Raw genomic sequence first — 26,541 nt, forward strand, 5'->3', positions numbered from 1 at the left:
CTCCCACAGGTTTACAAATATCCTGTGGGAGCGTGGCTTGCCCGCGATTGCGTTCTGCCAGGCGACGATGCCCATGAGCTGGCGCGGAAGCTGCATCCCTCGGCCATTCGCCGGTTTTCCGTCACCGGCTTCTGGAGGGAAGGATGCGTAGCCTGGTTTTGCTGCTGGCCGTTTTGGCGCTTGGCGGCTGCATGAATGTCAGCGATATGGCCGAAGGGACTCGCTACCACATGAGCGACGCGGGGCTGCTGGACCACAGCGACAGCCGTCGCGTGAATAACATCCGCATTCAGCCGGACTCCTTCATCTACATCGCCCAGGGCGCCTTCGCGCCGCCGGGCACTGCCTATCCGCGACCTAACGTGGTGGCCGAAGAAGCCTTCAACGGCTTTATCGAATATTTCCCGATGGTGCGTCGCGCCCGCGCGCCGGAAGGTCTCGACGCGGCCATGGGTGAAGCCCGTGCCGCCGGTGCCCATTATCTGCTTTACACCCGTTTCGCCAAGGCCGACGACCGCATCGGCAACACGGACGAATTGATCGACCAGGAACGCTCGGATCGCCTCGGGATCGACAGTGGCGTGATTCAGATCATGTTGATCGAGACCAGCACCCAGTATTTGATCGATACTGCACGTATCAAGAGTCGTGGCGGTTTACTGACGTTCCACGATAACAAACCAGAAGATCTGCTGGGCCCGCCGCTGGAGCAATACGCTCGTAGCCTGCTGGGGCTCAGTGACCAGTAATTCAAAGGAGAACGCGATGAGTGGCCCGCAAAAAGCCAATGACCTGTTGGGACAAATCCCCAAAACCAAAGGCTTGCCACCGGTCCACTTGTGGAACCCCGACTTCTGCGGCGACATCGACATGCGCATCGCCCGCGACGGCACCTGGTATTACCTGGGCACGCCGATCGGGCGCAAGCCGATGGTCAAGCTGTTCTCCACCATCATTCGCCGCGACGGCGATGATTACTTTCTGATTACTCCAGTCGAGAAGGTCGGCATCAAGGTCGACGACGCACCGTTCGTGGCGATTGCCGTGGAAGTCGAAGGCGAGGGGGAGGCTCAGGTCTTGCGCTTTACCACCAACGTCGATGAAACCACCGACGCCGGTGTCGAGCACCCCATGCGCGTGGTGATCGACCCGGTGACCCAGGAACCCGCGCCGTACGTGCATGTACGCAGCAACCTTGAAGCGCTGATTCACCGCAATGTGTTCTACCAATTGGTGGAGCTGGCGGTGAGCCGTGAAATCAACGGGCAGAGCTGGCTCGGTGTCTGGAGCGGTGGCGAGTTTTTCCCGATCGGACTTGAGCCATAAGCGCTGAACTTGAAAAAACGAAACGGCCCGTTATTGCAACGGGCCGTTTTTTTTATGGGCTTACAAACCCTTGCTCTTGAGCCGGGCGGCATGTTCGAGATAGAGCCCGACCGGGCTCACGTTCCAGCTGTTGATCCCGGCCATCTGATTGACGGCGTCGAAATGGTCCATGGGGTAATCCGAGCGGATCACTTTGCCCAGGTGCGAGCTGTAGCGACCAACCAGCCCATCGTTGGCGTGCTTCTCTTTATAAAATAACTGCGACAGCACCTTACAGTTCAAATGGGTCGGGTCGAGGAGTTGCAGGCTTTGAAAGTTTTGCACGATCCCGCTCCAGGAGTAGTAGTGCACGCCGTTCTCAACTTCGTTGCCTTCCCCGCCCCAAACCTTTGGTAGCCCTTGCGGGTACTTGCGATTGAAAGCGGCCAAGCCTGCGCTGGTCAGGGATTCGAACGCCGCTTGAGGGTCTACGGGATTTTCCGGGTGGCCGCTGATCAACGAAATGAAGGTGCCGACTGCACTTAGCAGGGCCAACACGAAGGCTTCGGGTAGTTCTCCCGGTGTCAGTGCCTTGTGCAGTTGGTCGGCAATCTCGGAGCCGTGGTTAGGGCAACTGACCGAGGTGACCGACGCGACCTTTTCCGGGTACAGGGCTGCGACGTAGCGTGCAGCCAGCGGGCCTTGGCTATGGCCGATCAGATTGACCTTGGCGGCGCCCGTTTCCCGCAAGATTCGGTCGACGTCTTCGAGCAGTTTTTCACCGCGTTCTTCATTGCCGTTGACGGTTGGAATATTCACGGCGAACACCTGGGCGCCAGCGCGCTCCAGGGCTTCCTCGATTTCGAAGAAGTACGGATAACCGGCGATTCTGTCGAAGCCGAAAAGACCGTGAACCAACACAATGGGGTATTTCGTAGACGCATCCATGTCCATGTTCGTACCTATCGATAGCGGATTTATGAAAAGCAGATGCGGCGGACTGCCAGATCTGTTGCGGGCTAACCGTAGTTTACAAAGTGGGTGGGTTCAAAGTGCCGGGGGCAGTAACCGGACGAACAGTCATGTCTGCATTGGCAAGGATTCCTGAAAATCCAATTGACACCCAATCATATGATGATTAGCGTGGGCATCCATCGCGAATGGCTTTTTGTCGTTCCGTTTTTTGTCACCGGAGTGGTGAGGTAACCATGTCCAGCAGTTTTCACGCGTCGACGGTTGATTGGCTGGGGTGCTGGATTGCCGCTGGCCAGGTGAAGCCCGGCGAAACCATCAAGGTTGAAGCCGATCTGGGCGAGCAACTCGGGGTCAGCCGTACGGTCATCCGCGAGGCGATCAAGACGCTGGTCGCCAAAGGCATGCTCGAAGTCGGGCCTAAAGTCGGCACGCGGGTGTTGCCGGTACGGCGCTGGAACCTCTTCGATCCGCAAGTCGTCGGCTGGCTGTCGCGCAGTGGTCTGCCGGAAAACTTCGTCGACGATCTGCTCGACCTGCGCCGCACCATCGAGCCAATGGCAGTGCGCTGGGCCTGCGAGCGCGCGACGGTGGAACAAGTGCAAGCGGTGCTTCAGGCCTATAACGCGCTGGAACGAGCCGTAGACAGCGGCATCGATTACAACCGCGCCGACCAGTTCTTCCACGAGTGCATCCTCGCCGCCAGCCACAATCAATTCATCGAACAAATGGTCCCGGCCCTCGGCGCGCTGCTGGCGGTGTCGTTCGAAGTGTCTGCCGCCGACCCGGACGAACTGCGCCGCACCTTGCCGATTCACAAAGACATGGCCGACGCCATCGCCGCCCGGGATGCCGCGCGGGGTGTGTGGGCCTGCATGACCCTGATCGATAACGCCGACCTGGCGATCAAACGGTTTTACCCCCAAGTCGTGGCCGACAAGAAGGCTAGCTGACAATAAAGAACCCTGTAGGAGCGTGGCTTGCCCGCGAAGAATGCACCGCGATTTTTCAGGTATTACGCGTCATCGTTCTTCGCGGGCAAGCCACGCTCCTACAGGTCTGCGGTGCAAACAAGAGGAGGTTTCATGACGTGGACTGCGGTTACCGAACACCGTGCGCGACTCGGTGAAGGCCCGTTCTGGGATGCACCGACCCAGGCGCTGTACTGGGTAGACATCGCCGGCAAACAAGCGCTGCGATTGATCGGCGCCAATGTGGACATCTGGCAGATGCCGGAACACGTGTCCGCGTTCATCCCCTGCGAAAGTGGCGATGCCCTGGTGACATTGAGCAGTGGGGTTTATCGGCTGGACCTGAGCTCTCCTGGCCTGGAACCGCGTCTGACCTTGTTCTGCGTGGCCGATCCGCAACCCGGCAATCGTGCCAACGAAGCCCGCTGCGATGCCTTGGGCCAGCTCTGGCTGGGCACCATGCAAAACAACATTGGCGAGCAGGGCGAAGACTTGCCGATCGTGCGCCGCTCCGGTGGCCTGTTTCGCATCGACCGCGATGCTCGGGTCACGCCGCTGCTTCGAGGGCTCGGCATCCCTAACACATTGCAATGGAGCGACGACGGCACGACCCTGTATTTCGCCGACAGCCTCGACGGCACGTTGTACCAACATTTCATCCATACCGACGGCAACCTCGACACCGCCTGCGTCTGGTTTGGCCCCCACGAACGGGGTGGCCCCGACGGCTCGGCGATGGATGCCGAGGGCTATATCTGGAACGCCCGCTGGGACGGCAGTTGCTTGCTCAGGCTGACCCCGGACGGTCACGTTGATCGAGTGATCGAACTGCCTGTCAGCCGCCCCACCAGTTGCGTGTTCGGTGGCGAAGATTTCAAGACCTTATACATCACCAGTGCGGCGAGCCCGCTCAACCACCCGTTGGATGGTGCTTTGTTGGCGGTTCGAGTCGATGTACCTGGAAAACCTTGTCAGAGATTTGCAGGTTAAATCCCAAAATATGGGATGTAAAATTATATATTGAGATTTATTGGTGGCCGGGTTTATAGTCGGCCCCATCAGTTACACGCACTCACACTTAAAAAAACAAAACAGGTGAAGTGATGCAGCGATATTCCACCGTCCTCCCTTGGGGCGACAGTGCTTCAGGCCGCCCCGGCGCCCGGGCGTTGTCGCGCCTGCCTGCCTATTCCAAAAAGCCTTTTGACCGGACATCGACAGATGTCTGGTTTTCGTCGTGCCTTAAAACAGGAGTGTTGATCCATGGCTGACCCCCTTTCCTTGCCACCGGTGCCCGAACCGCCCAAGGGTGAGCGCCTGAAAAACAAGGTCGTGCTGTTGACCGGCGCCGCTCAGGGGATCGGCGAAGCGATTGTCGCGACCTTTGCGTCCCAGCAAGCCAAGCTGGTCATCAGCGATATCCAGGCCGAGAAAGTCGAAAAAGTCGCGGCGCATTGGCGTGAACAAGGCGCGGATGTCGTGGCGATCAAGGCCGACGTATCGCGCCAGCAAGACCTGCACGCCATGGCCAGGTTGGCCATTGAGCTGCACGGCCGCATCGACGTGCTGGTCAACTGCGCCGGGGTCAACGTGTTCCGTGACCCGCTGCAAATGACTGAAGAAGACTGGCGTCGCTGCTTCGCCATCGACCTGGACGGCGCCTGGTATGGCTGCAAGGCCGTGTTGCCGCAGATGATCGAGCAGGGCATCGGCAGCATCATCAACATTGCTTCGACCCATTCCTCCCATATCATTCCCGGCTGCTTCCCGTACCCGGTGGCCAAGCATGGCTTGCTCGGGCTGACCCGCGCCTTGGGCATCGAATACGCACCCAAGGGCATTCGGGTCAACGCCATCGCGCCGGGCTACATCGAAACCCAACTGAACGTCGACTACTGGAACGGTTTTGCCGACCCTCATGCCGAACGTCAGCGCGCATTCGACTTGCATCCACCGCGCCGCATCGGTCAGCCAATCGAAGTGGCGATGACCGCCGTGTTCCTGGCCAGCGATGAGGCGCCATTCATCAACGCTTCGTGCATCACCATCGATGGTGGTCGTTCGGTCATGTACCACGACTGAATAATCTGGGGTTCAGGCGCAAAACTACGCCTGAAATCCAATCATCATACGATATGACTATTGTCTGCATGTTTCGACCGCTGTATTGGCTTTCAAATAACGCTCAAAAAAAATAACAAGGAGTCAGCTTATGAAACGTCGTCGTGGGATCCGTTCCCTGTGCTGTGCCGCTTTGGCGGTCACCGCGGTCAGCCTGAGCAGTACGTTGCTGGCGGCCGATCCAGTGAAGATTGGTTTTCTGGTCAAGCAAGCCGAAGAGCCCTGGTTCCAGACCGAATGGGCATTCGCTGAAAAGGCCGGCAAGGACAAGGGCTTCACCGTCATCAAGATCGCCGTGCCTGATGGCGAGAAAACCCTCTCGGCCATCGACAGCCTGGCGGCGAACGGCGCCAAGGGCTTCGTGATCTGCCCGCCGGACGTATCCCTCGGCCCGGCGATCATGGCCAAGGCCAAGCTCAACGGTTTGAAAGTTATCGCTGTCGATGACCGCTTTGTCGATGCCAGCGGCAAGTTCATGGAGGACGTGCCGTACCTCGGCATGGCGGCCTTCGAAGTTGGCCAGAAGCAGGGCGCCGCGATGGCCGCCGAAGCGAAAAAACGCGGCTGGGACTGGAAAGAAACCTATGCGGTGATCAACACCTTCAACGAACTCGACACCGGCAAAAAGCGCACCGACGGTTCGGTTAAAGCCCTGGAAGATGCCGGGATGCCGAAAGACCACATTCTGTTCTCGGCCCTGAAAACCCTCGACGTACCGGGCAGCATGGACGCCACCAACTCGGCGCTGGTGAAACTGCCGGGCGCGGCGAAAAACCTGATCATCGGCGGCATGAACGACAACACCGTGCTGGGCGGCGTGCGCGCCACCGAAAGCGCCGGTTTTGCCGCCGCCAACGTTATCGGCATCGGCATCAACGGCACCGATGCCATCGGCGAACTGAAAAAACCCAACAGCGGTTTCTTCGGCTCGATGCTGCCGAGCCCGCACATCGAGGGCTACAACACCGCCAGCATGATGCACGAGTGGGTCACCACCGGCAAAGAACCGCCGAAATACACCGCCATGGACGACGTGACGCTGATCACGCGGGACAACTTCAAGCAGGAACTGGAAAAGATCGGCCTGTGGAATTGAGGGTCGGTTGATTTCATCGGCGGCCCTGGCAACGGGGCTGCCTGATCGGTGTGATGAGGTGGGTTATGCACGCACAAGTACAGACAAACGAACACAGCGCCAGCGGCAGCCTGCGCTTTAACGGGATCGGCAAAACCTTTCCAGGGGTGAAGGCGCTGGACGGCATCAGTTTCGTCGCGCATCCGGGGCAGGTCCATGCCTTGATGGGCGAGAACGGCGCCGGTAAATCCACGCTGCTGAAAATCCTCGGCGGTGCTTACACGCCGAGCAGCGGTGACCTGCGGATCGGTGAGCAGACGAGGGTCTTCAAGTCCACTGCCGACAGCATTGGCAGCGGGGTCGCGGTGATTCATCAGGAGCTGCACCTGGTGCCGGAAATGACCGTGGCCGAGAACCTGTTTCTCGGCCATTTGCCAGCAAGTTTCGGCCTGATCAATCGCGGCGCTTTGCGGCAGCAGGCACTGGCCTGCCTTAAAGGCCTGGCCGATGAAATCGATCCGCAAGAGAAGGTCGGGCGCTTGTCCCTCGGCCAGCGGCAACTGGTGGAAATTGCCAAGGCGTTGTCCCGTGGGGCGCATGTGATTGCGTTCGACGAACCCACCAGCAGCCTGTCCGCGCGGGAGATCGATCGCTTGATGGCGATCATCGGTCGCCTGCGGGACGAAGGCAAAGTGGTGCTTTACGTGTCCCATCGCATGGAAGAAGTGTTCCGTATCTGCAATGCGGTGACGGTGTTCAAGGACGGTCGCTTCGTGCGCACCTTCGAGGACATGAGCGCGCTGACCCATGACCAGTTGGTGACGTGCATGGTCGGCCGCGACATTCAGGACATCTACGATTACCGCAGCCGCCCGCGTGGCGCGGTGGCGCTCAAGGTTGACGGTTTACTGGGGCCGGGTTTGCGTGAACCGGTGAGTTTCGAGGTGCACAAGGGCGAGATTCTGGGCCTGTTCGGCCTGGTTGGCGCGGGGCGTACCGAGCTGTTCCGCATGCTCAGCGGACTTACCCGCAACACGGCTGGTCGTCTGGAATTGCGTGGCCATGAACTGAAACTGCGGTCACCACGCGATGCCATTGCGGCGGGGATTCTGCTGTGCCCCGAGGACCGCAAGAAAGAGGGCATCCTGCCACTGGCCAGCGTTGCGGAGAACATCAACATCAGCGCCCGTGGCGCTCATTCCACCTTCGGTTGCCTGTTGCGCGGGCTGTGGGAAAAGGGCAACGCCGACAAGCAGATCAAGGCGCTGAAGGTGAAGACACCCAACGCGGCGCAGAAAATCATGTACCTGTCCGGCGGCAATCAGCAGAAGGCGATTCTCGGTCGCTGGCTGTCGATGCCGATGAAAATCCTGCTGCTCGATGAGCCTACACGCGGCATCGACATCGGCGCCAAAGCCGAGATTTACCAGATCATCCACAACCTGGCCGCCAGCGGTATTGCGGTGATTGTGGTGTCCAGCGACCTGATGGAAGTCATGGGTATTTCCGACCGCATCCTGGTGCTCTGCGAAGGCACGATGCGCGGCGAACTGACCCGCGAACACGCCAATGAATCCAACCTGCTGCAACTGGCTTTGCCACGCCAACGCGCTGCCGACGTGGCGAACTGAGAGGTGACTATGACCATCCAAAACAACGCTCTGCCAACCCCGCGCAAACCGCTGGACCTGCGACGCTTTCTCGATGACTGGGTAATGCTGCTGGCGGCCGTCGGGATCTTCGTGCTCTGCACCTTGCTGATCGACAACTTCCTGTCGCCGCTGAACATGCGCGGTCTGGGCCTGGCGATTTCCACCACCGGGATTGCCGCCTGCACCATGTTGTATTGCCTGGCGTCGGGGCACTTCGACTTGTCGGTGGGCTCGGTGATTGCCTGCGCCGGCGTGGTCGCGGCGGTGGTGATGCGCGACACCAACAGCGTGTTCCTCGGCGTCAGTGCGGCGCTGGTGATGGGGCTGATTGTCGGGCTGATCAACGGGATCGTGATCGCCAAGCTGCGGGTCAATGCATTGATTACCACACTGGCGACGATGCAGATCGTTCGTGGCCTGGCTTACATTTTTGCCAACGGCAAAGCGGTGGGCGTGTCCCAGGAGTCGTTCTTCGTCTTCGGTAACGGCCAGTTGTTCGGCGTGCCGGTGCCGATTCTGATCACCATCGTTTGCTTCCTGTTTTTCGGCTGGCTGTTGAATTACACCACCTACGGGCGCAACACCATGGCCATCGGTGGCAACCAGGAAGCGGCGTTGCTGGCTGGGGTAAACGTTGACCGAACCAAGATCATCATCTTCGCCGTGCACGGGGTGATTGGTGCATTGGCCGGGGTGATTCTGGCATCGCGCATGACCTCGGGTCAGCCGATGATCGGCCAGGGTTTCGAACTGACGGTGATCTCGGCTTGCGTGCTGGGCGGGGTGTCGCTCAGTGGCGGGATCGGGATGATCCGGCATGTGATTGCCGGGGTGCTGATTCTGGCGATCATCGAGAATGCGATGAACCTGAAGAACATCGATACGTTCTACCAGTACGTGATTCGCGGTTCGATCCTGTTGCTGGCGGTTGTGATCGATCGACTGAAACAGCGCTGATTTCCCCCGGGGGAGCGGGATGTCCGGCACATGGATACTGGATGTGCCGACGCCTTCGCGGGCAAGCCTCGCTCCTACAGTACCGTGCAGATCCCCCTGTAGGAGCGAGGCTTGCCCGCGAAAGCGGTCTGTCTGTCACACAATCCAGCCACAAAATATCCCTTGCTCGCCCTAATCCCTTTCGGTTATCACTTTGTACATGATTAGACAGGTACGATTTGACAAGAAACAACGGGTGATCGACGAGCTTATCCGGCGCATTGAAAGCGGCCTGATGGAGGACGGCCTGCTATTGCCGGGCGAACATCAGTTAGCCCAGGAATTCAAAGTCAGCCGCGGCACGCTGCGCGAAGCCTTGGCCGAACTGAAACGGCGTCACTACATCGCCACGCAAAGCGGAGTCGGTTCCATCGTTACTTACGACGGCGTAGTGCTCGATCAGAGCAGCGGATGGGCCCAGGCGCTGGCCGACAGCGGGGCGTTGATCAATACCGAAGTGCTGCGGCTGGAGGCGGTGACTCGGCCTGACTTGTTGTCGCGTTTCGGCACTGATCAATTCGTTACGCTCGACCGTCGTCGCCGCGCCACCGACGGCACGCTGGTATCTCTGGAGCGCGCGTTGATGCCCGCGACTGGAGGCCTGGAAGGCTTGCCGCGAGTGGGGCTGATCGATAATTCCCTGACCATCACATTGGCCGCCTACGGCTATATCGGTGAGCACGGCGACCAGTGGATCGGTGCCGAACCCTTGAACGCCGAAGACGCCGAGTTGCTCGGGCGTCCGGTCGGCACGGTGTTCCTCAAGGCCCTGCGCACCACCTACGACCGTCAGAACCGGTTTATGGAACAGGTCGAAAGCCTGCTCGATCCGGTGCACTTTCGTCTGCATTTGCAGTTTGGAGCTCCAAAATGACCGCGCTCAACCGTGCCCTCGGCGCGTTCTATGGACTGGCCCTGGGCGATGCGCTGGGCATGCCGACCCAATCCCTGAGTCGCGCCGAAATCAAGGCGCGCTTCGTTGAAATTACCGATCTGCAAGACGCCGGCCCCGATCAACCGATCGCCGCGAACCTGCCCAAGGGCTCGATCACTGACGATACCGAGCAGGCGATCCTGGTCGGCCGGTTGTTGATTGACGGCGAGGGCCGGATCGAACCGGCGGTGTTGGCCCAACGGCTGATCGAATGGGAAGCCGGGATGCGGGCCAAGGGCTCGCAAGACTTGCTCGGCCCCTCGACCAAACGCGCGATCGAAATGATCCTCGCCGGCCACTCGCTGGAAGAGGCGGGGCGCTACGGCACTACCAATGGCGCGGCGATGCGCATCACCCCGGTGGGGATTGCAGCCGATGTTGCCGATCCCGAGCGTTTCATCCGTGCGGTGGTGCAGGCCTGTCAGGTGACCCACAACACCTCGCTGGGGATTGCCAGTGCGGCGGCGGTGGCGGCGGTGGTTTCCGCCGGGATCAACGGCTTGGACCTGGGCGAGGCGTTGAACCTCGGTCAGCAGGTTGCGCAGCAGGCTGAAAGCCATGGCCACTGGGTCGCGGGCGGGCGGATCGCGTCGCGCATCAGTTGGGCGCGAAGCATCGGCATCGACAGCGACAAGGCGTTGCTGGCGGATTTGCTGTACGACGTGATCGGCACTTCAGTGGCCTCACAGGAATCGGTGGTGGTGTCGTTTGCGCTGGCCCAGCAAGTGGCCATCGGCGAGATGAGAGCCTTCGAGGCGCTGTGCATGGCCGCGAGCCTGGGCGGTGACACCGACACCATCGCGGCGATACTCGGTGCCATGCTTGGGGCCTGTCTGGGGCTTGAGAGTTGGCCGGTGGCGATGATCGAAAAGGTCAAAGCCGTTAATTCGTTGGAGTTGGAACCGTTGGTGCAAGGACTGCTGGCCTTGCGTTGAATGTACTGACGTCATCGCGGGCAAGCCCGCTCCCACAGGAATAGTACAAACCTTGAGATGCACGCCGTACCTGTGGGAGCGGGCTTGCCCGCGATAGGCGCGCCGCATATTTGAATTTTTCACCCGCAATGGAGCGCATTGACATGGCCAGGACCGCCAAAATGTCATGTCGACTTCCTGAATTGGCCAGAACCACAACAATCGCAAGGAGCATTTTCATGAGTTCATCGAACACCGGGCAGAGTGCCGGGCAACTGGAAACCCGTGGTATCGAACCGGTGCCGGAAGGGGAGTGCAACGGTCATCCGCTGCAACTTTTCTGGGTGTGGTTTGCGGCCAACATTTCCATTCTCGGCTTGCCGTTGGGCGCCACGCTGGTGGCCTTTCGCGGCCTGGCGATCTGGCAAGCGATCATCGTCGCGATCCTTGGTGCCGCCGGTTCTTTCGCGGTGGTCGGGATCATCTCCATTGCCGGTCGTCGTGGTCGCGCACCGAGCCTGACGCTGTCGCGAGCGATCTTCGGCGTACGCGGCAATATCGGCCCGACGCTGGTCTCGCTGATGTCGCGTCTGGGCTGGGAAACCGTTAACACCACCACCGCCGCGTTCGTCTTGCTGTCGCTGTGCTCGATACTGTTCGGCTCGCCGGTGGAAGCCAAAAGCGCGCCGCTGCTGACCCTGGTGTTCATCGCGATTTTCGTGCTGCTGACGTTGTCGGTGTCCGGCCTCGGTCACGCCACGTTGCTGGTGATCCAGAAATGGGCGACTTATGTGTTCGGTGCGCTGAACATCCTGGTCGGTGGTTTCCTCTGCGCGACCATCGACTGGAGCGCCGTGTTCAACGCCACGCCGGCACCGCTGAGCGCGATGATCATCGGCATCGGCACCATGGCCGCCGGCACCGGGATCGGTTGGGCCAACGCCGGCGCGGACATGTCGCGCTACCAGCATCGCAGTGTCAAAGCCGCGCGCCTGGTGGCCTCGGCGGCGTTCGGTGCGGGGATTCCGCTGGTGCTGCTGATCACCCTCGGCGGTCTGCTGTCAGTGGGCAACAACGATCTGGCCTCGGCCACTGACCCGATTGTCGCGATCCGCGACATGCTGCCGACCTGGATGGCGGTGCCGTACCTGATCACCGCGTTCGGCGGGCTACTGCTGTCGAACAACCTGTCGGTGTACTCCGCCGGTTTGACCACCTTGACCCTCGGGCTGAAGGTCAAGCGCGTGTATGCGGTGGTGGTCGATATCGTCGCGATCTTCGCCGGCTCGATCTACTTCATGCTGATCGCCGAGAGTTTCTACGGTCCGTTCATTACCTTTATTTCCTTGCTGGCGGTGCCCATCACGGCGTGGGTCGGGATCTTCGTCGTCGACCTGATTCATCGTCATTACTACAGCCCCAAGGACCTGCTGGACGTCAGCCCGAGCAGCGCCTACTGGTATCGCGGCGGCGTTGAGTGGCGCGCATTCGGTGCGTGGGCGCTGGCGATCGTGTTGGGTTTCAGCTTCACCACCATTGGCACCACTGAGCAAGATGTCTGGTTCCGGGGCTTTCTGTCTGACTCCTGGCTTGGTCACAACGGCTTGGGCTGGATCGTGACGTTCGTGGTGGCTGGCGGGATTTACTGGGTGCTCGGCGGCGCCAAGGATCGCCGCACCGCGTTGCTCGAGCCTGCGCATGTCTAGGCTACTGCACACCGGCCAGGTCATCATCGACCTGGTCATGGCCGTGGATAAATTGCCTCATTCGGGCGGTGACGTGCTGGCGCAATCCGCCCGTTTCGAGGCGGGCGGCGGTTTCAATGTCATGGCCGCGGCCCGACGGAACGGCTTGCCGGTGGTCTACCTCGGGCGCCATGGCAACGGCCGTTTTGGTGATCTGGCTCGGGAGGCGATGACTTCCGAAGGCATTCTCATCGGCGTCGATCAGCGTTGCGAGCGCGACACCGGACTGTGCGTTGCACTGACCGAAGCCTCGGCCGAGCGTACATTCATTTCCTATGTCGGCGCCGAAGGCGAATTGACCGCTGAAGACCTGGCGAGTGTGCCAGCCGAAGCGGGCGACTTTGTCTATGTCAGCGGCTACAGCCTGCTGCATGCCGGCAAGGCTCAGGTGCTGGTGGATTGGGTGCTGGAGCTGCCGGACGGGATCAAAGTGGTATTCGATCCGGGACCGTTGTTGGATTCGCCGGACGCACCGCTGATGAAGGCCTTGCTGCCACGCATCGATCTGTGGACCAGCAACCGTGTCGAGGCGCTGCGGTTTACCGGGGCGTCGGAGATTGCCGAGGCGTTGAATATTTTGGCGGATCAGTTGCCGACGGACGCCCTGATGGTGGTTCGCGATGGGCCGCAGGGTTGCTGGATCAACCAGCATGGCGACCGTCGGCAGGTGCCGGGATTCAAGGTCTCGGCCGTCGACAGCAACGGTGCGGGGGATGCCCATGCAGGGGTGTTTGTTGCCGGGTTGGCGCAGGGCTTGTCGGCGGCTGAAGCGGCACGGCGGGCGAATGCGGCAGCGGCGTTGGCGGTCACTCGTTGGGGGCCGGCGACTTCGCCGGGGGCGGCGGAGGTGGATGCGTTGATCTTTGAGACTTTTGGCGCCTGATCCAGCGCTTTCGCGAGCAAGCCCGCTCCCACATTGGGTCTTGTGAACAACACAGATCCAATGTGGGCTTGCTCGCGAAGAGGCCCTCGAATTCACCCTCAGTCCTGACCTTTAACTCGCCTTGCGCAGCGCCTCGATCAGCTCTTGCTTGCGCATGCTCGAGCGCCCCGGAATCTTCTTCGCCCGGGCTTCCTTCATCAGGCTGTCCACCGTCTGGGTATCGCGTGAAGCCTTGCTGTTGCGCGGTTTGCCCTCTCTGGTGGCGACTGCACGGCGGGCTGATTCCTTGCGATCGGCAGACTTGGCAGCGGCCGGCTTATTGCGTCCCGAGCCACCGGCGCGCTCACCGCCACCCGACTGCTTGTTCACCGTCGCCCAGGCGCGGGCCTCGGCTTCATCTTTTGACACGCCTTTGTGTTCGTAGCTTTCTTCGATATGTTCGGCCTTGCGTTTCTGCTCGGCGGTGTATTTGTCTTTGCTTCCACGTGGCATGGGATTTCTCCTACGCGTCAGGTATCCAGTTTGCGCGCCGCCTCAACCCCAGCGGCGCTGAGTTTGATCGGCAGGTTCAGCGAGTGTTCGCCGGCTTCGTTGCAGATCACATGACCGTGCTGGATCAGCCCACGCTCCTGCAGCGTCGCAAGGGTGCTGGCCACGACTTTCTCCCCCCGGTAGTTGTCCAGAACCTCCTTGCCCAAACCGCTTGGGTGGGCATGCAGCAAGCGGGTCAGGACTTCTTTTTCCAGGTTTTTATCGACGTTCATGGTGACCTCTTGGTTGGGATGGACGAGTGTGCTCCTCGCTCGCATCGGCGAGCCGTTACTCGATATTGGTCCGTCCCCGACCGGGATTGGTGCCTGATGAACGACGAGCGGTGTAATCCAAGCCTTTCAGTCGACGCCGATTTCTTCCTTGAACAGCTCCATGAATCCCTTCAGGCGTTGATGGCGAACTTGTGCCAGACGCTGGCCGGTGGTCGTTTGGAAGCCGTCCGCCAGGTGCAGCAGTTTTGTCTGGAAATGATCGAGGCAAAAGCGCTTGTCGTCGTAGTCCCGCTCGTTTGCCTCGGGGTCCAAAGGGTCGTACAGCGCGCTGCCCATGCGCCCGGCAATGTAGAAGGTTCGCGCCACGCCGAGCATGCCAAGGGAGTCGAGGCGGTCGGCGTCCTGGATGATTCGGGCTTCTAGGGTCGTGGGCGTGATGTTGGCGCTGAAACTATGGGCCTCAATGGCATGGACGACCGCGGTGATTTTTGCGCCGGGCCAATCCATGGCTGTCAGCACTGTCGACGCTTTCCGCGCCGCCAGCCGTGACGCCTGGGAACGCAGCGGCGAGTTCTTCTCCACCGCCACGCAATCGTGCAACAGCACGGCGGCCAGCAGCACTTCAAGATCACCGCTTTCTTCAGCATGAAGCGTGCGCACGTTGTGCCATACCCGTTGCAAGTGCGACAGATCGTGGGCGCCGTCCTCGCCCGGTTCCAGCGCATGGGGCAGCAGTTTAGAAGCCAGATTCTGCAGAGGTGCGAAAGCAGCGGTGCTCATAAATGTCCTAAGTATGAAAACGCTTTTGTGGCGAGGGAGCTTGCTCCAATGCCAGTAAGTTAAACCGTAAATGCAATCCGTAGCAGCTGCCGAGCCTCGCAGGCTCGGCAGCTGCTACGGAGAGTGTGTTACCGCTGAGATTACTTAGCGAATCGACATTAGCCACAAAGGCCCCCTCCATCATTTCAAATGTGACGAGCGCCGCGCGCGGACTTAGTATGGCGTTTTCAACTTTTGACAAGGCACGTCCATGACGATCGAAATCCGCCCGGCAACCCCCAGCGATGCTCCGCAAATCCTCGCGTTCATCACTGAACTGGCCGACTTCGAACGTGCCCGCCACGAAGTCATCGCCAGCGTCGCCGACATCGAGCGCAGCCTGTTCAGCGAAGGCGCCACCGCCCATGGCCTGATCTGCCTGCGCGATGGCCTGCCGATCGGCTTCGCGGTGTTCTTCTTCAGCTATTCCACCTGGCTGGGCAGCAATTGCCTGTACCTCGAAGACCTCTACATCACCCCTGAACAACGGGGCGGCGGTGCCGGTAAAACCTTGCTGCGCCACCTGGCAAAAATCGCCTGTGCCAACGACTGCGGCCGTTTCGAATGGAGCGTGCTGGACTGGAACAAACCGGCGATTGAATTCTACAAATCCCTCGGCGCACAACCGCAGGAAGAGTGGGTGCGCTATCGGATGGATGGGGCGGTGCTAAGGGATTTTGCCGCCGGTCATTGATCCTCTAAAAGATCGCAGCCTTCGGCAGCTCCTGCACGGGATTGTGTTTCGACCGCGATATTGCGGGCGTACATCGAATCTGTAGGAATTGCCGAAGGCTGCGATCTTTTTTTGTGATGTCTCAATATGTGGGATTGATATTTATATATTGAGATTATCCCTCGTCCAGGTTTATAGTCCAGCTCACTCACTGCCAAAAACAAAACAGGTGAAGCGATGCTGGCGCAATTGATCGCGCTCGATTGGGGGACAACCTCATTACGTGCTTACAAACTCGGCTTCGGTGGCCAGGTGCTGGAACAGCGAGCGCTGTCGTCCGGGATCATGCAGTTGCCCAAGACGCCGCGAACCATCGCCGGTCAGGCGTGCGCCGACGGTTTTGAACTGGCCTTTGATGAGGCTTGCGGTGATTGGCTCGACGCGCAGCCCGATGTGCCGGTGATTGCCTGTGGCATGGTCGGCAGTGCTCAGGGCTGGCGCGAAGCGGCCTACTGCGACACGCCGGCCAACGTCGCCAATCTCGGAACTTCCCTACAAACCGTTCGCAGTCTTCGCGGTATCGATGTGCACATCGTGCCGGGTGTGATTCAGCGTTCGCACTTGCCCAACGTCATGCGTGGCGAGGAAACCCAGGTCCTCGGCGTATTGCAGAATCTGCCGGGCGAGGCGGGCAACGATCTGTTGATCGGCCTGCCGGGCAGTCATTCGAAATGGGTGCAAGTGGCCGACGGCTGCATCGTGCATTTCGATACCTTCATGACCGGCGAAGTCTTCGCCGTGCTCAGCGAATACAGCATTCTGGGGCGCACTCAGCAGCGCGGCGGGGCTTTTGATGGCGATGCTTTTGACCGTGGCGTGCAAGTGGCGCTGTCGGCGGACGGCGAGATCGGGCCGCTGTCGACGTTGTTCAGTGCCCGCAGCCTGGGGCTGACCGGCGAGCTGAGCGCCACCGCTCAGCCGGACTATCTGTCCGGCCTGCTGATCGGCCATGAACTGTCGGCCCTGGCCAATGTTCAGCGGCGTCGACGCAATAGCGTGCACCTGCCCTCGATCATCCTTATCGGCAATGCCCAACTCTGCACTCGCTACAGCCGGGCGCTCGACGCCTGCGGTTTTACCCGGGTGACCCTGGCCGAGCAGGCCACCGAACGCGGCTTGTGGCAGTTGGCGGTCGCCGCCGGACTGGTCACTGCAAACCCATCCCGTTAAACCTGACTGGAGGTCTGACATGCTCAAGCAAGCATTGGCACAAAACGGTCTGATCGCGATCTTGCGTGGCCTGCGTCCGCAAGAGGCGGCAGCCGTCGGCGAAGTCCTGTATTCAGCCGGATTTCGCGTCATCGAAGTGCCGCTTAATTCCCCTGAGCCGTACGAAAGTATCCGCATCCTGCGCAGCACATTACCCGCCGATTGCCTGATCGGCGCGGGCACGGTGTTGACGCCGGAACAGGTCGAGCAAGTGAAAGCGGCGGGCGGCCAGGTGATCGTCATGCCCCACAGCGATGCCAAGGTGTTACGTGCGGCGAAGGCAGCAGGGCTGTTCCTGTCGCCGGGCGTCGCGACGCCGACCGAAGCCTTTGCAGCCCTGGCCGAAGGGGCGGATGTGCTGAAGATGTTCCCGGCCGAACAAATGGGCCCCGCTGTAGTGAAAGCCTGGCTGGCGGTGTTGCCGGCGGGGACGGTGCTGGTGCCGGTGGGCGGGATTACGCCAGACAACATGCAGGTGTTTGTCGAGGCTGGCGTCAAAGGTTTCGGTCTCGGCTCCGGGTTGTTCAAACCAGGCATGACGGCTGACGAAGTAGCGGTGCGCGCCAAGGCATATGTCGCTGCATGGAACGCTCTGCGTTAAGACTTTCTGGCGCTGTGAGCGCTGCATCTACAAGAGAGACAATAGAGATGAAAATCACCAAACTCACCACCTTCATCGTTCCGCCGCGCTGGTGCTTCCTCAAGGTCGAGACCGACGAGGGCGTGACGGGTTGGGGCGAGCCCGTGGTCGAAGGCCGCGCGCACACCGTCGCTGCTGCGGTCGAGGAATTGTCCGACTACCTGATCGGTAAAGACCCACGCAACATCGAAGACATCTGGACCGTGCTCTACCGTGGCGGCTTCTACCGTGGCGGGGCGATCCACATGAGCGCGCTGGCCGGTATCGACCAGGCATTGTGGGACATCAAGGGCAAGGCGCTGGGTGTGTCGGTCAGCGATTTGCTGGGTGGCCAGGTGAGGGACAAGATCCGGGTTTATTCGTGGATCGGTGGTGATCGCCCGGCGGACACCGCGCGCGCCGCGAAAGAAGCGGTCAGCCGTGGTTTCACCGCGGTGAAAATGAACGGCACCGAAGAGCTGCAGTTCCTCGATTCCTTCGAGAAAGTCGACCTGGCGCTGGCCAACGTTGCCGCCGTGCGCGATGCGGTCGGCCCGAATGTCGGCATCGGCGTGGACTTCCACGGTCGGGTACACAAGCCGATGGCCAAGGTGCTGATGAAGGAACTCGACCCGTACAAACTGATGTTCATCGAAGAGCCGGTGCTCAGTGAGAACTACGAAGCGCTGAAAGAACTGGCGCCGCTGACCAGTACACCGATTGCCCTCGGCGAGCGGTTGTTCTCGCGCTGGGATTTCAAGCGTGTGCTCAGCGAAGGCTACGTCGACATCATCCAGCCTGATGCGTCCCACGCGGGCGGCATCACCGAAACCCGCAAGATCGCCAACATGGCCGAAGCCTATGACGTGGCGCTGGCGCTGCATTGCCCGCTGGGCCCGATTGCCCTGGCGGCATGCCTGCAACTGGATGCGGTTTGCTACAACGCGTTCATTCAGGAACAGAGCCTGGGCATCCATTACAACGAGAGCAACGACCTGCTCGATTACGTGAAAGACCCGCGCGTGTTCGACTACGACAAAGGCTTCGTGAAGATCCCCAATGGGCCGGGCCTGGGCATCGAGATCAACGAGGAATACGTGATCGAACGTGCCGCCGTTGGCCACCGCTGGCGCAACCCGATCTGGCGCCATGCCGATGGCAGTTTTGCCGAGTGGTGATCACCACCTGACTCAACACAGTTCCAAGTGTGGGAGCGGGCTTGCTCGCGAAAGCGTCCTGGCAGTCACATCAATGTTGGATCTGCCGCCATCTTCGCGAGCAAGCCCGCTCCCACACTTGATCTCCATGGATAGAGAGGGATCTGCGTTACCCCCCGATTTTCTCATTGACCTCAATAAACATAAGAAGAGGCACCCCCATGCAACCGCAAACCCTCACCGGGCAGGCGTCGTTGGTGACGCCCAGTCGCAAGCGATTTTTCATCATGGTCCTGTTGTTCATCACCGTGGTGATCAACTACCTGGACCGCAGCAACCTGTCCATTGCCGCCCCGGCGCTGACCAGTGACCTGGGCATCGATCCGATTCATGTCGGGTTGATTTTCTCCGCGTTCGGCTGGACCTACGCCGCCATGCAGATCCCCGGCGGCTGGCTGGTGGACCGGGTGCCGCCGCGCATTCTCTATAGCGTTGCATTGCTGCTGTGGTCGTTGGCCACGGTGATGCTCGGCTTCGCCGCCAGTTTCATTGCGCTGTTCGTGCTGCGCATGGCGGTCGGTGCCCTGGAAGCGCCGGCGTATCCGATCAACAGCCGCGTAGTGACAACCTGGTTCCCCGAGCGCGAACGCGCCACGGCCATTGGTTTCTACACCTCCGGGCAGTTCGTCGGCCTGGCGTTCCTGACACCGGTGCTTGCCTGGCTGCAACACCAATATGGTTGGCACATGGTGTTTGTCAGCACCGGTGTGGTGGGTATCCTTTGGGCGGTGATCTGGTACGCGGTGTATCGCGAACCACGGGATTTCAAGGGCGCCAATGACGCGGAAATCGAGCTGATCCGCGAGGGCGGCGGGTTGGTGGATATTCAGGCTGAAGCCGCCAGGGCCAAGGCAAAATTCAGCTGGATCGACCTCGGAATTGTCCTGAGCAAGCGCAAGTTGTGGGGCATTTACCTCGGCCAGTTCTGCCTCAATTCGACCTTATGGTTCTTCCTGACGTGGTTCCCGACTTACCTGGTGAAATATCGCGGGATGGACTTCATCAAGTCTGGCTTGCTGGCGTCACTGCCGTTTCTCGCAGCGTTTGTCGGCGTGCTGTGTTCGGGGTTCTTCTCGGATTTTTTGATCCGTCGCGGCTACACCGTAGGCTTCGCCCGCAAGCTACCGATCATTGGCGGACTGCTGATTTCCACTTCGATCATCGGCGCCAACTTCGTTGAGTCGACACCGCTGGTGATTGCCTTCCTCGCGCTGGCCTTCTTCGGCAACGGTCTGGCCTCGATCACCTGGTCGCTGGTGTCGACCCTGGCCCCGGCACGCTTGCTCGGTCTGACCGGAGGGGTGTTCAATTTCATCGGCAACCTGGCGGCGATCACCACGCCGATCGTCATCGGTTTCCTTGCCTCCGGTGATTCGTTTGCTCCGGCGATCACCTATATCTCGGTTCTGGCGTTGCTGGGCGCGCTGTCCTACGTGTTGCTGGTGGGCAAGGTCGAGCGTATCAAGTTGTAGTCGCAGCCGTCGGGCGACCATAATGCCGCCCGTTCCCTCGCTCAACGGTAAAGGCTGGATATGCAGGAAGACGCCCCAAAAATCGCCAAGGACGCCGCGCCGACCGGCACCCAGACACTGCTTCGCGGCCTGGGTGTGGTGCAGGCGGTGGCCAGTGGCGCCCGCGATCTCAAGGAAATCGCCCGGCTGATCGGTACGACGCGCAGCACCACCCATCGTCTGGCCAGTTGCCTGGTGGACGAGCGTTATCTGCGGGTAGTGCCGCAGGTGGGCTATCTGTTGGGGCCGAAACTGATCGAGCTGGGTTTTCAGGCGCGCGAAGAGCTGCCGTTGGTGACGCTGGCCGGGCCGTATCTGGATGAGTTGTCGGCGTTGACCGGCGATACCATTCACCTGGCGATTCGTGAAGGCGACGAGGTGCTGTACCTGCTCAAGAATCCGGGGCGCAATGGCCCGGAAATGCGTTCGCGGGTCGGCCATCGCATGCCGTTGGCGCGTACCGGGATTGGTAAGGCGCTGATGCTTGATGACTCGCAGGAAGAATGGCAACGGCTGTATGAAATCAGCTTGCCGGTGGGCGGGAAAAATCAGTTCTGGCCGCAGCACCCGGAGCAATCCTGGGAACAGTTTCAGCAGCGCATGATCGAGTACGTGGCCGGCGGCTACGCCTTCGACCTGGAGGACAACGAACCGTCGATTCGCTGCGTGGCGGCACCGATCCGCGATGCCAGCAAGCGCATTGTCGCCGGCATCAGCATCGCCAGCACCGTGCCGTACATGCCACTGGAAAAAATGGCCGAGCTGATTCCCCTGATCAAAGGGGTCACAGCCCGGCTGTCGGCGGAATTGGGCCTGAAGGTTTAGAGCTTCAGCGTCGCCATGTCGATCACGAAGCGGTATTTCACGTCACCGGCGATCATGCGGGTGTAAGCCTCGTTGATCTGGCGGATGTCGAGCATTTCGATGTCGCAGGAGATGCCGTGCTCGGCACAGAAATCCAGCACTTCCTGGGTTTCGGCGATGCCACCGATCAGGGAGCCGGCCAGCATGCGACGACCCAATACCAGTTTGGCAGCATGCACCGGCGGATCGATCGGCTCGATCAAGCCCACCAGAATGTGCACGCCGTCGAAACGCAGGGTATCGAGGTGGGGGTTGAGGTCGTGCTGCACCGGAATGGTGTCCAGCAGGAAGTCGAATTGTCCGGCGGCGGCCTTCATCTGTTCGGCATCGGTGGACACGATCACGTGGTCCGCGCCTTGGCGACGACCTTCTTCAGCCTTGCTCGCCGAGCGGGTGAACAAGGTCACCTCAGCGCCCATCGCCTTGGCGAACTTGATCCCCATGTGACCGAGACCGCCCATGCCAAGAATCCCGACCTTGTCACCGGCCTTCACGCCGTAGTGCTTGAGCGGCGAGTAGGTGGTGATGCCGGCACATAGAATCGGCGCGGCGCTGGCCAGGTCGAGCTTCTCCGGGATGCGCACGACAAAGTGCTCGCTGACCACGATGCTGTCGGAGTAACCGCCCATCGTGTTGCTGCCATCGACCCGGTCCGGGGTGGCGTACGTCATGGTCGGGCCTTCGAGGCAGTATTGCTCCAGATCGGCCTGGCAGGCTTCGCAATGGCGGCACGAGTCGACCATGCAACCGACGCCGACCAGATCGCCGACTTTGTGTTTAGTAACGTTCGCGCCGACGGCGGTCACTTTGCCGACGATCTCATGGCCGGGCATCAGCGGGTAAACCGCAATGCCCCACTCGTTGCGCGCCTGGTGGATGTCGGAATGGCAGACGCCGCAGTAGAGAATTTCGATCGCCACATCGTCGGCCCGAGGGCTGCGGCGTTCGAATTTCATCGGGGCGAGGGGAGTGGTGGGCGACTGAGCGGCGTATCCGATGGCGGTGTACATGGTGAACCTCGCAAAGCAGTGACAGGTGAGGCGAGCCATTCTGGGCACCGCACGGGTGACCGGCCATGGCGATTCCTCCGGGTGTCATGCCTAATCCTCCGGTATGCGCCGTTGATTGGCCGCATTGGCGTTCAGACCTGCGATGATGTTTTCATCCCTTTTTTCGCGACTTTTTTGTGAAGAGCTCTCCATGTTGTTGACCCGTCATCTCGATGCCAATGCCACGCTGGTTTCGCTGATCCAGCCGCTGACCACCCGCGATGGTTTCACGCCTACCACGTTGCCGGGCGTGCAGGTTTTGCGGGCCAGTTGTGATTTGGCCCGTGGCCCGCAAATCTACGAGCCAAGCCTGGTCATCATCGCCCAGGGCAGCAAGTTGGCGTATCTGGGGTCGCGTACTCTGGAATACGGTGCCGGGCATTATTTGATTCAAGCGCTGCCGGTGCCGTTCGAGTGCGAGACGTTTTCCGCGCCCGATGGCCCGATGCTGGGCATTTCCATCGCCATTGACCGGGTGTTGCTCGGTGAATTGGTGCTGGCCATGGGTCTGGCGTCGGGGCGCTGTATCGCGGCGCAGACGCCAGAGTCCATGACTTCGGCGGTGCTCGATGATGCGATGCGTGGTTGTGTTGAACGGTTGTTGCGCTGTCTGCACGACCCGCTGGAGAGCCAGGTTATGGGACAGGCGCGATTGCGTGAGTTGTTGTTCGTCGCCTTGCGTGGGCCGCAAGCTGATGTATTGCGGGCGCTGGTGGAGCAACAGGGGCAGTTCGCCCGGATCGCGGCCTCCCTGAGCCATCTGCATGCGCATTACACCGAGCCGCTGAACGTCGACGCCCTGGCCAGTTGCGCGAACATGAGCGCGTCGACGTTTCATGAGCATTTCAAACGCAGCACCTTGTTGTCGCCGGTGCAGTACTTGAAGCGTTTGCGCTTGCTCAGGGCCCAGCAGTTGTTGCTGGGCGAAGGACTGGGCGTGGCTCAGGTAGCGCATCGGGTGGGGTATCAGAGCACGTCGCAGTTCAGTCGCGAGTACAAGCGCTACTTTGAACGTAATCCGGGGGATGAGCGCGCTGCCTGATCCAGCGATGTCCCTTGTGGGAGCGAGCCTGCTCGCGATTGCGGTTTATCATCCAGCATTGATGCCGACTGACACACCGCTTTCGCGAGCAGGCTCGCTCCCACATGGGGTTTGTGTTGATGTCTGGATTGCAGGCAACAAAAAGGCCCCCGTTCAGGGAGCCTTGTTGTTCAAGCGATCGACTTACATGTTCGGGTAAGTCGGGCCACCAGCACCTTCCGGTGCCACCCAGGTGATGTTCTGTGCAGGGTCCTTGATGTCGCAGGTCTTGCAGTGAACACAGTTCTGGGCGTTGATCTGGAAGCGCTTCTCGCCGTCTTCCTGGGTGACCACTTCGTACACGCCGGCCGGGCAGTAACGCTGGGCAGGTTCATCGTACAGCGGCAGGTTCTTGCTGATCGGGATGCTCGCGTCGGCCAGCTTCAGATGGCACGGCTGCTCTTCTTCGTGGTTGGTTCCGGAGATGAACACCGAGCTGAGTTTGTCGAAGCTGATCTTGCCGTCCGGTTTCGGGTAGTCGATCTTCTTGCAGTCGGCCGCCAGTTTCAGGCAAGCGTAATCCGGTTTGGTGTCGTGCAGGGTGAACGGCAGTTTGCCGCCGAAGATGTTCTGGTCGATCCAGTTGAAACCGCCGCCGACGATGGCGCCGAACTTGTGGATTGCCGGGCCGAAGTTGCGGCTGGCGAACAGTTCGTCGTAGAGCCAGCTCTTCTTGAAGGCGTCGACGTAAGTAGTCAGCTCTTGCGTGCCGTCCAGATCGGCGAACAGCGCATCGGCCACGGCGTCAGCGGCAAGCATGCCGGACTTCATCGCCGTGTGGCTGCCTTTGATCTTGGCGAAGTTCAGGGTGCCGAGGTCGCAACCGATCAGCGCGCCGCCCTTGAAGACCATTTTCGGCAGCGAGTTCAGGCCGCCTTTGCAGATGGCGCGTGCGCCGTAGCTGACACGCTTGCCGCCTTCCAGGTATTGCTTGAGCACCGGGTGATGCTTGAGGCGCTGGAACTCATCGAACGGCGACAGGAAGGTGTTGCTGTAGGAAAGATCGACGATCAGACCGACCACCACCTGGTTGTTTTCCAAGTGATAGAGGAACGAGCCCCCGGTGTTCTCGGTGCCCATGATGTCCAGCGGCCAGCCGGCGGTGTGGACCACCAGGCCTGGCTGGTGCTTGGCCGGGTCGATTTCCCAGATTTCTTTCAGGCCGATGCCGTAGTGCTGGGCGTCGGCTTCGCTGTCGAGGTTGAAACGCTTGATCAGCTGCTTGCCGATGTGGCCGCGGCAACCTTCGGCGAACAGCGTGTACTTGGCGCGCAGTTCCATGCCCGGGGTGTACAGGCCTTCTTTCGGCTTACCTTCGCGGTCAACGCCCAGATCGCCGGTGATGATCCCGCGAACCACGCCGTTCTCGTCGAACAGCGCTTCCTGGGCGGCGAAGCCCGGGTAGATTTCCACGCCCAGGTTCTCGGCCTGCTGGGCCAGCCAGCGGCACAGGTTGCCCAGGGAGATGATGTAGTTGCCTTCGTTGTGCATGGTCTTGGGCACAAAGAGGTCTGGAATCTTCTGCGCGCTGTCAGCGTTTTTCAGAACGAAGATGTCATCGCGGGTGACTGGCGTGTTCAGCGGCGCGCCGAGTTCTTTCCAGTCCGGGAACAGTTCGTTCAGGGCCCGTGGTTCGAACACGGCACCGGACAGGATATGAGCGCCGACTTCGGAGCCTTTTTCGACCACGCAGACGCTGATTTCCTTACCGGCTTCGGCGGCCTTCTGCTTCAAACGGCAGGCGGCGGACAGGCCAGCGGGGCCGGCACCGACGATGACCACGTCGAATTCCATGTATTCGCGTTCCACAGGCTATCTCCTACTCAAGGCTCAACAGTTTTTTTTTCTAATTGGAGGTTAGGTGTCGCATTCATGAATTCCCCACAGTGCGGCACAGAGGACAATCGATGAACCACCTTTCTCTCTGGGTGGCGCATTATATCTACACCACTCTTAGCGTCCAATACAAACGTTTGTTTGAATCGGCTCAAAGCCAGATAAATCAAAGTCACGCGGCTTATGACTGGCCATTTTGCCGTATTGACCGGAATAGGTGTTCCGGTCAAGATACGGGCGGTTTTGCGCTCGCCGTAGGCTGAATACAGGTTCCAAGAGCACCTCTAAAGACAGGGCGATGGCAGTACAAGGTGAAGCGCCGTGCAGGTATCGCGCGCAGTTTACACGTCGCGGTAATGAATGACTTATCGGTCACCACTGACGAACGGTCATCAGCCTCGTGAGCAAGGTTCACCCGATACACCTGCCAGCGTTTTTAGAGGTGCCCTTGCGCCGATGAGCATCAACCGCCAGGTTCGCCTAGGCGACTTTCTTTTCACCGGAGAGTAACGAGGAATCCATGAAGGTTCTTGTAGCTGTCAAACGCGTTGTGGATTACAACGTCAAGGTTCGCGTCAAGGCGGACAATTCCGGCGTCGACCTCGCCAACGTCAAGATGTCGATGAACCCGTTCTGCGAAATCGCAGTGGAAGAAGCCGTACGTCTGAAAGAGAAAGGCGTGGCGACTGAAATCGTCGTCGTCTCCATCGGCCCATCCACCGCTCAAGAGCAACTGCGCACCGCGCTGGCTCTGGGTGCCGACCGCGCCATCCTCGTCGAATCCGCTGAAGATCTGACTTCCCTGGCCGTGGCCAAGCTGCTCAAGGCAGTGGTCGACAAGGAGCAGCCACAGCTGGTGATCCTCGGCAAACAAGCCATCGACAGCGACAACAACCAGACTGGCCAGATGCTCGCGGCATTGAGCGGCTACGGTCAGGGCACGTTCGCGTCGAAAGTCGAAGTGACCGGCGATACAGTTGCCGTGACCCGCGAAATCGACGGCGGCGCGCAGACGGTTTCCCTGAAACTGCCGGCCATCGTCACCACCGACCTGCGTTTGAACGAGCCGCGCTACGCGTCCCTGCCAAACATCATGAAAGCCAAGAAGAAGCCTCTCGAAGTGCTGACTCCGGACGCTTTGGGCGTTTCCACCGCCTCCACCAACAAGACCCTGAAAGTCGAAGCGCCAGCTGCACGCAGCGCGGGTATCAAGGTCAAGTCGGTGGCTGAACTGGTCGAGAAACTGAAAAACGAAGCGAAGGTAATCTAAT

General features: G+C 60.2%; 26 protein-coding genes. 20 read left to right on the forward strand and 6 right to left on the reverse strand.

Going from position 1 to position 26,541, the window contains the following annotated elements:
• Positions 1 to 143: 143 nt before the first annotated feature.
• Together AC30D7_RS20980 and AC30D7_RS20985 are read left to right on the forward strand one after the other, a co-directional pair.
• Complete coding sequence (locus AC30D7_RS20980; RefSeq protein ID WP_490135335.1) at positions 144 to 749, forward strand: DUF4823 domain-containing protein; 606 nt, start codon at positions 144 to 146, stop codon at positions 747 to 749.
• Positions 750 to 765: 16 nt separating this feature from the next.
• The gene (locus AC30D7_RS20985) at positions 766 to 1,326 is read left to right on the forward strand and encodes a DUF1285 domain-containing protein (RefSeq protein ID WP_490135336.1); all 561 of its coding nucleotides are present in this window, start codon (positions 766 to 768) and stop codon (positions 1,324 to 1,326) included.
• 60 nt (positions 1,327 to 1,386) lie between these two features.
• Here the strand turns inward: AC30D7_RS20985 and AC30D7_RS20990 are convergent, their stop codons facing one another.
• Positions 1,387 to 2,259 carry an esterase/lipase family protein gene (locus AC30D7_RS20990; protein WP_490135337.1) on the reverse strand — a complete coding sequence of 291 codons (873 nt, stop codon included), beginning with the start codon at positions 2,257 to 2,259 and terminating at the stop codon, positions 1,387 to 1,389.
• 254 nt (positions 2,260 to 2,513) lie between these two features.
• On the opposite strand from AC30D7_RS20990, the gene AC30D7_RS20995 reads away from it, so the two are divergent.
• The 10 genes from AC30D7_RS20995 (at position 2,514) to AC30D7_RS21040 (ending at position 13,568) form a co-directional block, all read left to right on the forward strand.
• Positions 2,514 to 3,230 (forward strand): FadR/GntR family transcriptional regulator, encoded by a 717-nt coding sequence (locus AC30D7_RS20995; RefSeq protein ID WP_490135338.1) that lies wholly within the window; start codon positions 2,514 to 2,516, stop codon positions 3,228 to 3,230.
• A 132-nt stretch (positions 3,231 to 3,362) separates the two neighbouring features.
• On the forward strand, positions 3,363 to 4,238 hold the full coding sequence (locus AC30D7_RS21000) for an SMP-30/gluconolactonase/LRE family protein (protein ID WP_490135339.1): 876 nt from the start codon (positions 3,363 to 3,365) through the stop codon (positions 4,236 to 4,238).
• 273 nt (positions 4,239 to 4,511) lie between these two features.
• Positions 4,512 to 5,330, forward strand: coding sequence for an SDR family oxidoreductase (locus AC30D7_RS21005; protein WP_490135340.1), 819 nt, complete (start codon positions 4,512 to 4,514; stop codon positions 5,328 to 5,330).
• A 130-nt stretch (positions 5,331 to 5,460) separates the two neighbouring features.
• Entirely contained in the window at positions 5,461 to 6,465 is a 1,005-nt protein-coding gene (locus AC30D7_RS21010; RefSeq protein ID WP_490135341.1) for a substrate-binding domain-containing protein, read from the forward strand.
• Positions 6,466 to 6,530: 65 nt separating this feature from the next.
• Complete coding sequence (gene araG / locus AC30D7_RS21015; protein WP_490135342.1) at positions 6,531 to 8,075, forward strand: L-arabinose ABC transporter ATP-binding protein AraG; 1,545 nt, start codon at positions 6,531 to 6,533, stop codon at positions 8,073 to 8,075.
• 9 nt (positions 8,076 to 8,084) lie between these two features.
• Entirely contained in the window at positions 8,085 to 9,053 is a 969-nt protein-coding gene (gene araH, locus AC30D7_RS21020; protein WP_018926203.1) for an L-arabinose ABC transporter permease AraH, read from the forward strand.
• A 199-nt stretch (positions 9,054 to 9,252) separates the two neighbouring features.
• Positions 9,253 to 9,966 (forward strand): GntR family transcriptional regulator, encoded by a 714-nt coding sequence (locus tag AC30D7_RS21025; protein WP_490135343.1) that lies wholly within the window; start codon positions 9,253 to 9,255, stop codon positions 9,964 to 9,966.
• Positions 9,963 to 10,961, forward strand: a complete 999-nt coding sequence (locus tag AC30D7_RS21030; protein ID WP_490135344.1) for an ADP-ribosylglycohydrolase family protein — start codon at positions 9,963 to 9,965, stop codon at positions 10,959 to 10,961. The genes AC30D7_RS21025 and AC30D7_RS21030 overlap by 4 nt, the downstream gene beginning before the upstream one ends.
• Positions 10,962 to 11,179: 218 nt before the next feature.
• On the forward strand, positions 11,180 to 12,646 hold the full coding sequence (locus AC30D7_RS21035; RefSeq protein WP_490135345.1) for a purine-cytosine permease family protein: 1,467 nt from the start codon (positions 11,180 to 11,182) through the stop codon (positions 12,644 to 12,646).
• Positions 12,639 to 13,568, forward strand: a complete 930-nt coding sequence (locus AC30D7_RS21040) for a PfkB family carbohydrate kinase (protein ID WP_490135346.1) — start codon at positions 12,639 to 12,641, stop codon at positions 13,566 to 13,568. The genes AC30D7_RS21035 and AC30D7_RS21040 overlap by 8 nt, the downstream gene beginning before the upstream one ends.
• 111 nt (positions 13,569 to 13,679) lie before the next feature.
• Here AC30D7_RS21040 and AC30D7_RS21045 read toward each other — a convergent pair whose 3' ends face one another.
• The 3 genes from AC30D7_RS21045 to AC30D7_RS21055 form a co-directional block, all read right to left on the reverse strand.
• The gene (locus AC30D7_RS21045) at positions 13,680 to 14,060 is read right to left on the reverse strand and encodes a Rho termination factor N-terminal domain-containing protein (protein WP_490135347.1); all 381 of its coding nucleotides are present in this window, start codon (positions 14,058 to 14,060) and stop codon (positions 13,680 to 13,682) included.
• A gap of 17 nt (positions 14,061 to 14,077) precedes the next feature.
• Positions 14,078 to 14,332, reverse strand: a complete 255-nt coding sequence (locus AC30D7_RS21050; protein ID WP_490135348.1) for a hypothetical protein — start codon at positions 14,330 to 14,332, stop codon at positions 14,078 to 14,080.
• A 126-nt stretch (positions 14,333 to 14,458) separates the two neighbouring features.
• Positions 14,459 to 15,112, reverse strand: a complete 654-nt coding sequence (locus AC30D7_RS21055; RefSeq protein ID WP_490135349.1) for an HD domain-containing protein — start codon at positions 15,110 to 15,112, stop codon at positions 14,459 to 14,461.
• A 250-nt stretch (positions 15,113 to 15,362) separates the two neighbouring features.
• Here AC30D7_RS21055 and AC30D7_RS21060 point away from each other — a divergent pair, with 250 nt between their 5' ends.
• The 6 genes from AC30D7_RS21060 to AC30D7_RS21085 all read left to right on the forward strand — a co-directional run bounded on the left by AC30D7_RS21060 (position 15,363) and on the right by AC30D7_RS21085 (position 21,265).
• On the forward strand, positions 15,363 to 15,845 hold the full coding sequence (locus AC30D7_RS21060) for a GNAT family N-acetyltransferase (RefSeq protein ID WP_019582750.1): 483 nt from the start codon (positions 15,363 to 15,365) through the stop codon (positions 15,843 to 15,845).
• Between the two features lie 216 nt (positions 15,846 to 16,061).
• The gene (locus AC30D7_RS21065) at positions 16,062 to 17,054 is read left to right on the forward strand and encodes a 2-dehydro-3-deoxygalactonokinase (protein ID WP_490135350.1); all 993 of its coding nucleotides are present in this window, start codon (positions 16,062 to 16,064) and stop codon (positions 17,052 to 17,054) included.
• 19 nt (positions 17,055 to 17,073) lie between these two features.
• Positions 17,074 to 17,694 carry a 2-dehydro-3-deoxy-6-phosphogalactonate aldolase gene (locus tag AC30D7_RS21070; RefSeq protein WP_018926189.1) on the forward strand — a complete coding sequence of 207 codons (621 nt, stop codon included), beginning with the start codon at positions 17,074 to 17,076 and terminating at the stop codon, positions 17,692 to 17,694.
• Positions 17,695 to 17,741: 47 nt separating this feature from the next.
• The gene (dgoD, locus tag AC30D7_RS21075; RefSeq protein ID WP_007903915.1) at positions 17,742 to 18,890 is read left to right on the forward strand and encodes a galactonate dehydratase; all 1,149 of its coding nucleotides are present in this window, start codon (positions 17,742 to 17,744) and stop codon (positions 18,888 to 18,890) included.
• A gap of 200 nt (positions 18,891 to 19,090) precedes the next feature.
• The gene (locus tag AC30D7_RS21080; RefSeq protein WP_019582752.1) at positions 19,091 to 20,401 is read left to right on the forward strand and encodes an MFS transporter; all 1,311 of its coding nucleotides are present in this window, start codon (positions 19,091 to 19,093) and stop codon (positions 20,399 to 20,401) included.
• Positions 20,402 to 20,461: 60 nt separating this feature from the next.
• Positions 20,462 to 21,265 (forward strand): IclR family transcriptional regulator, encoded by an 804-nt coding sequence (locus AC30D7_RS21085; protein WP_018926186.1) that lies wholly within the window; start codon positions 20,462 to 20,464, stop codon positions 21,263 to 21,265.
• Here the strand turns inward: AC30D7_RS21085 and AC30D7_RS21090 are convergent.
• Positions 21,262 to 22,314: an NAD(P)-dependent alcohol dehydrogenase gene (locus AC30D7_RS21090; protein WP_490135351.1), complete on the reverse strand. Its 1,053-nt coding sequence runs from the start codon at positions 22,312 to 22,314 to the stop codon at positions 21,262 to 21,264. The two genes, AC30D7_RS21085 and AC30D7_RS21090, sit on opposite strands and share 4 nt — an antisense overlap.
• 190 nt (positions 22,315 to 22,504) lie before the next feature.
• On the opposite strand from AC30D7_RS21090, the gene AC30D7_RS21095 reads away from it, so the two are divergent.
• The gene (locus AC30D7_RS21095) at positions 22,505 to 23,395 is read left to right on the forward strand and encodes an AraC family transcriptional regulator (RefSeq protein ID WP_490135352.1); all 891 of its coding nucleotides are present in this window, start codon (positions 22,505 to 22,507) and stop codon (positions 23,393 to 23,395) included.
• Between the two features lie 183 nt (positions 23,396 to 23,578).
• Here the strand turns inward: AC30D7_RS21095 and AC30D7_RS21100 are convergent, their stop codons facing one another.
• Positions 23,579 to 25,243 carry an electron transfer flavoprotein-ubiquinone oxidoreductase gene (locus AC30D7_RS21100; RefSeq protein WP_490135353.1) on the reverse strand — a complete coding sequence of 555 codons (1,665 nt, stop codon included), beginning with the start codon at positions 25,241 to 25,243 and terminating at the stop codon, positions 23,579 to 23,581.
• A gap of 547 nt (positions 25,244 to 25,790) precedes the next feature.
• Here AC30D7_RS21100 and AC30D7_RS21105 point away from each other — a divergent pair.
• On the forward strand, positions 25,791 to 26,540 hold the full coding sequence (locus tag AC30D7_RS21105; protein WP_028938957.1) for an electron transfer flavoprotein subunit beta/FixA family protein: 750 nt from the start codon (positions 25,791 to 25,793) through the stop codon (positions 26,538 to 26,540).
• The last annotated feature ends 1 nt before the right edge of the window (position 26,541 follow it).

This window comes from Pseudomonas sp. DF5 (assembly GCF_058148225.1).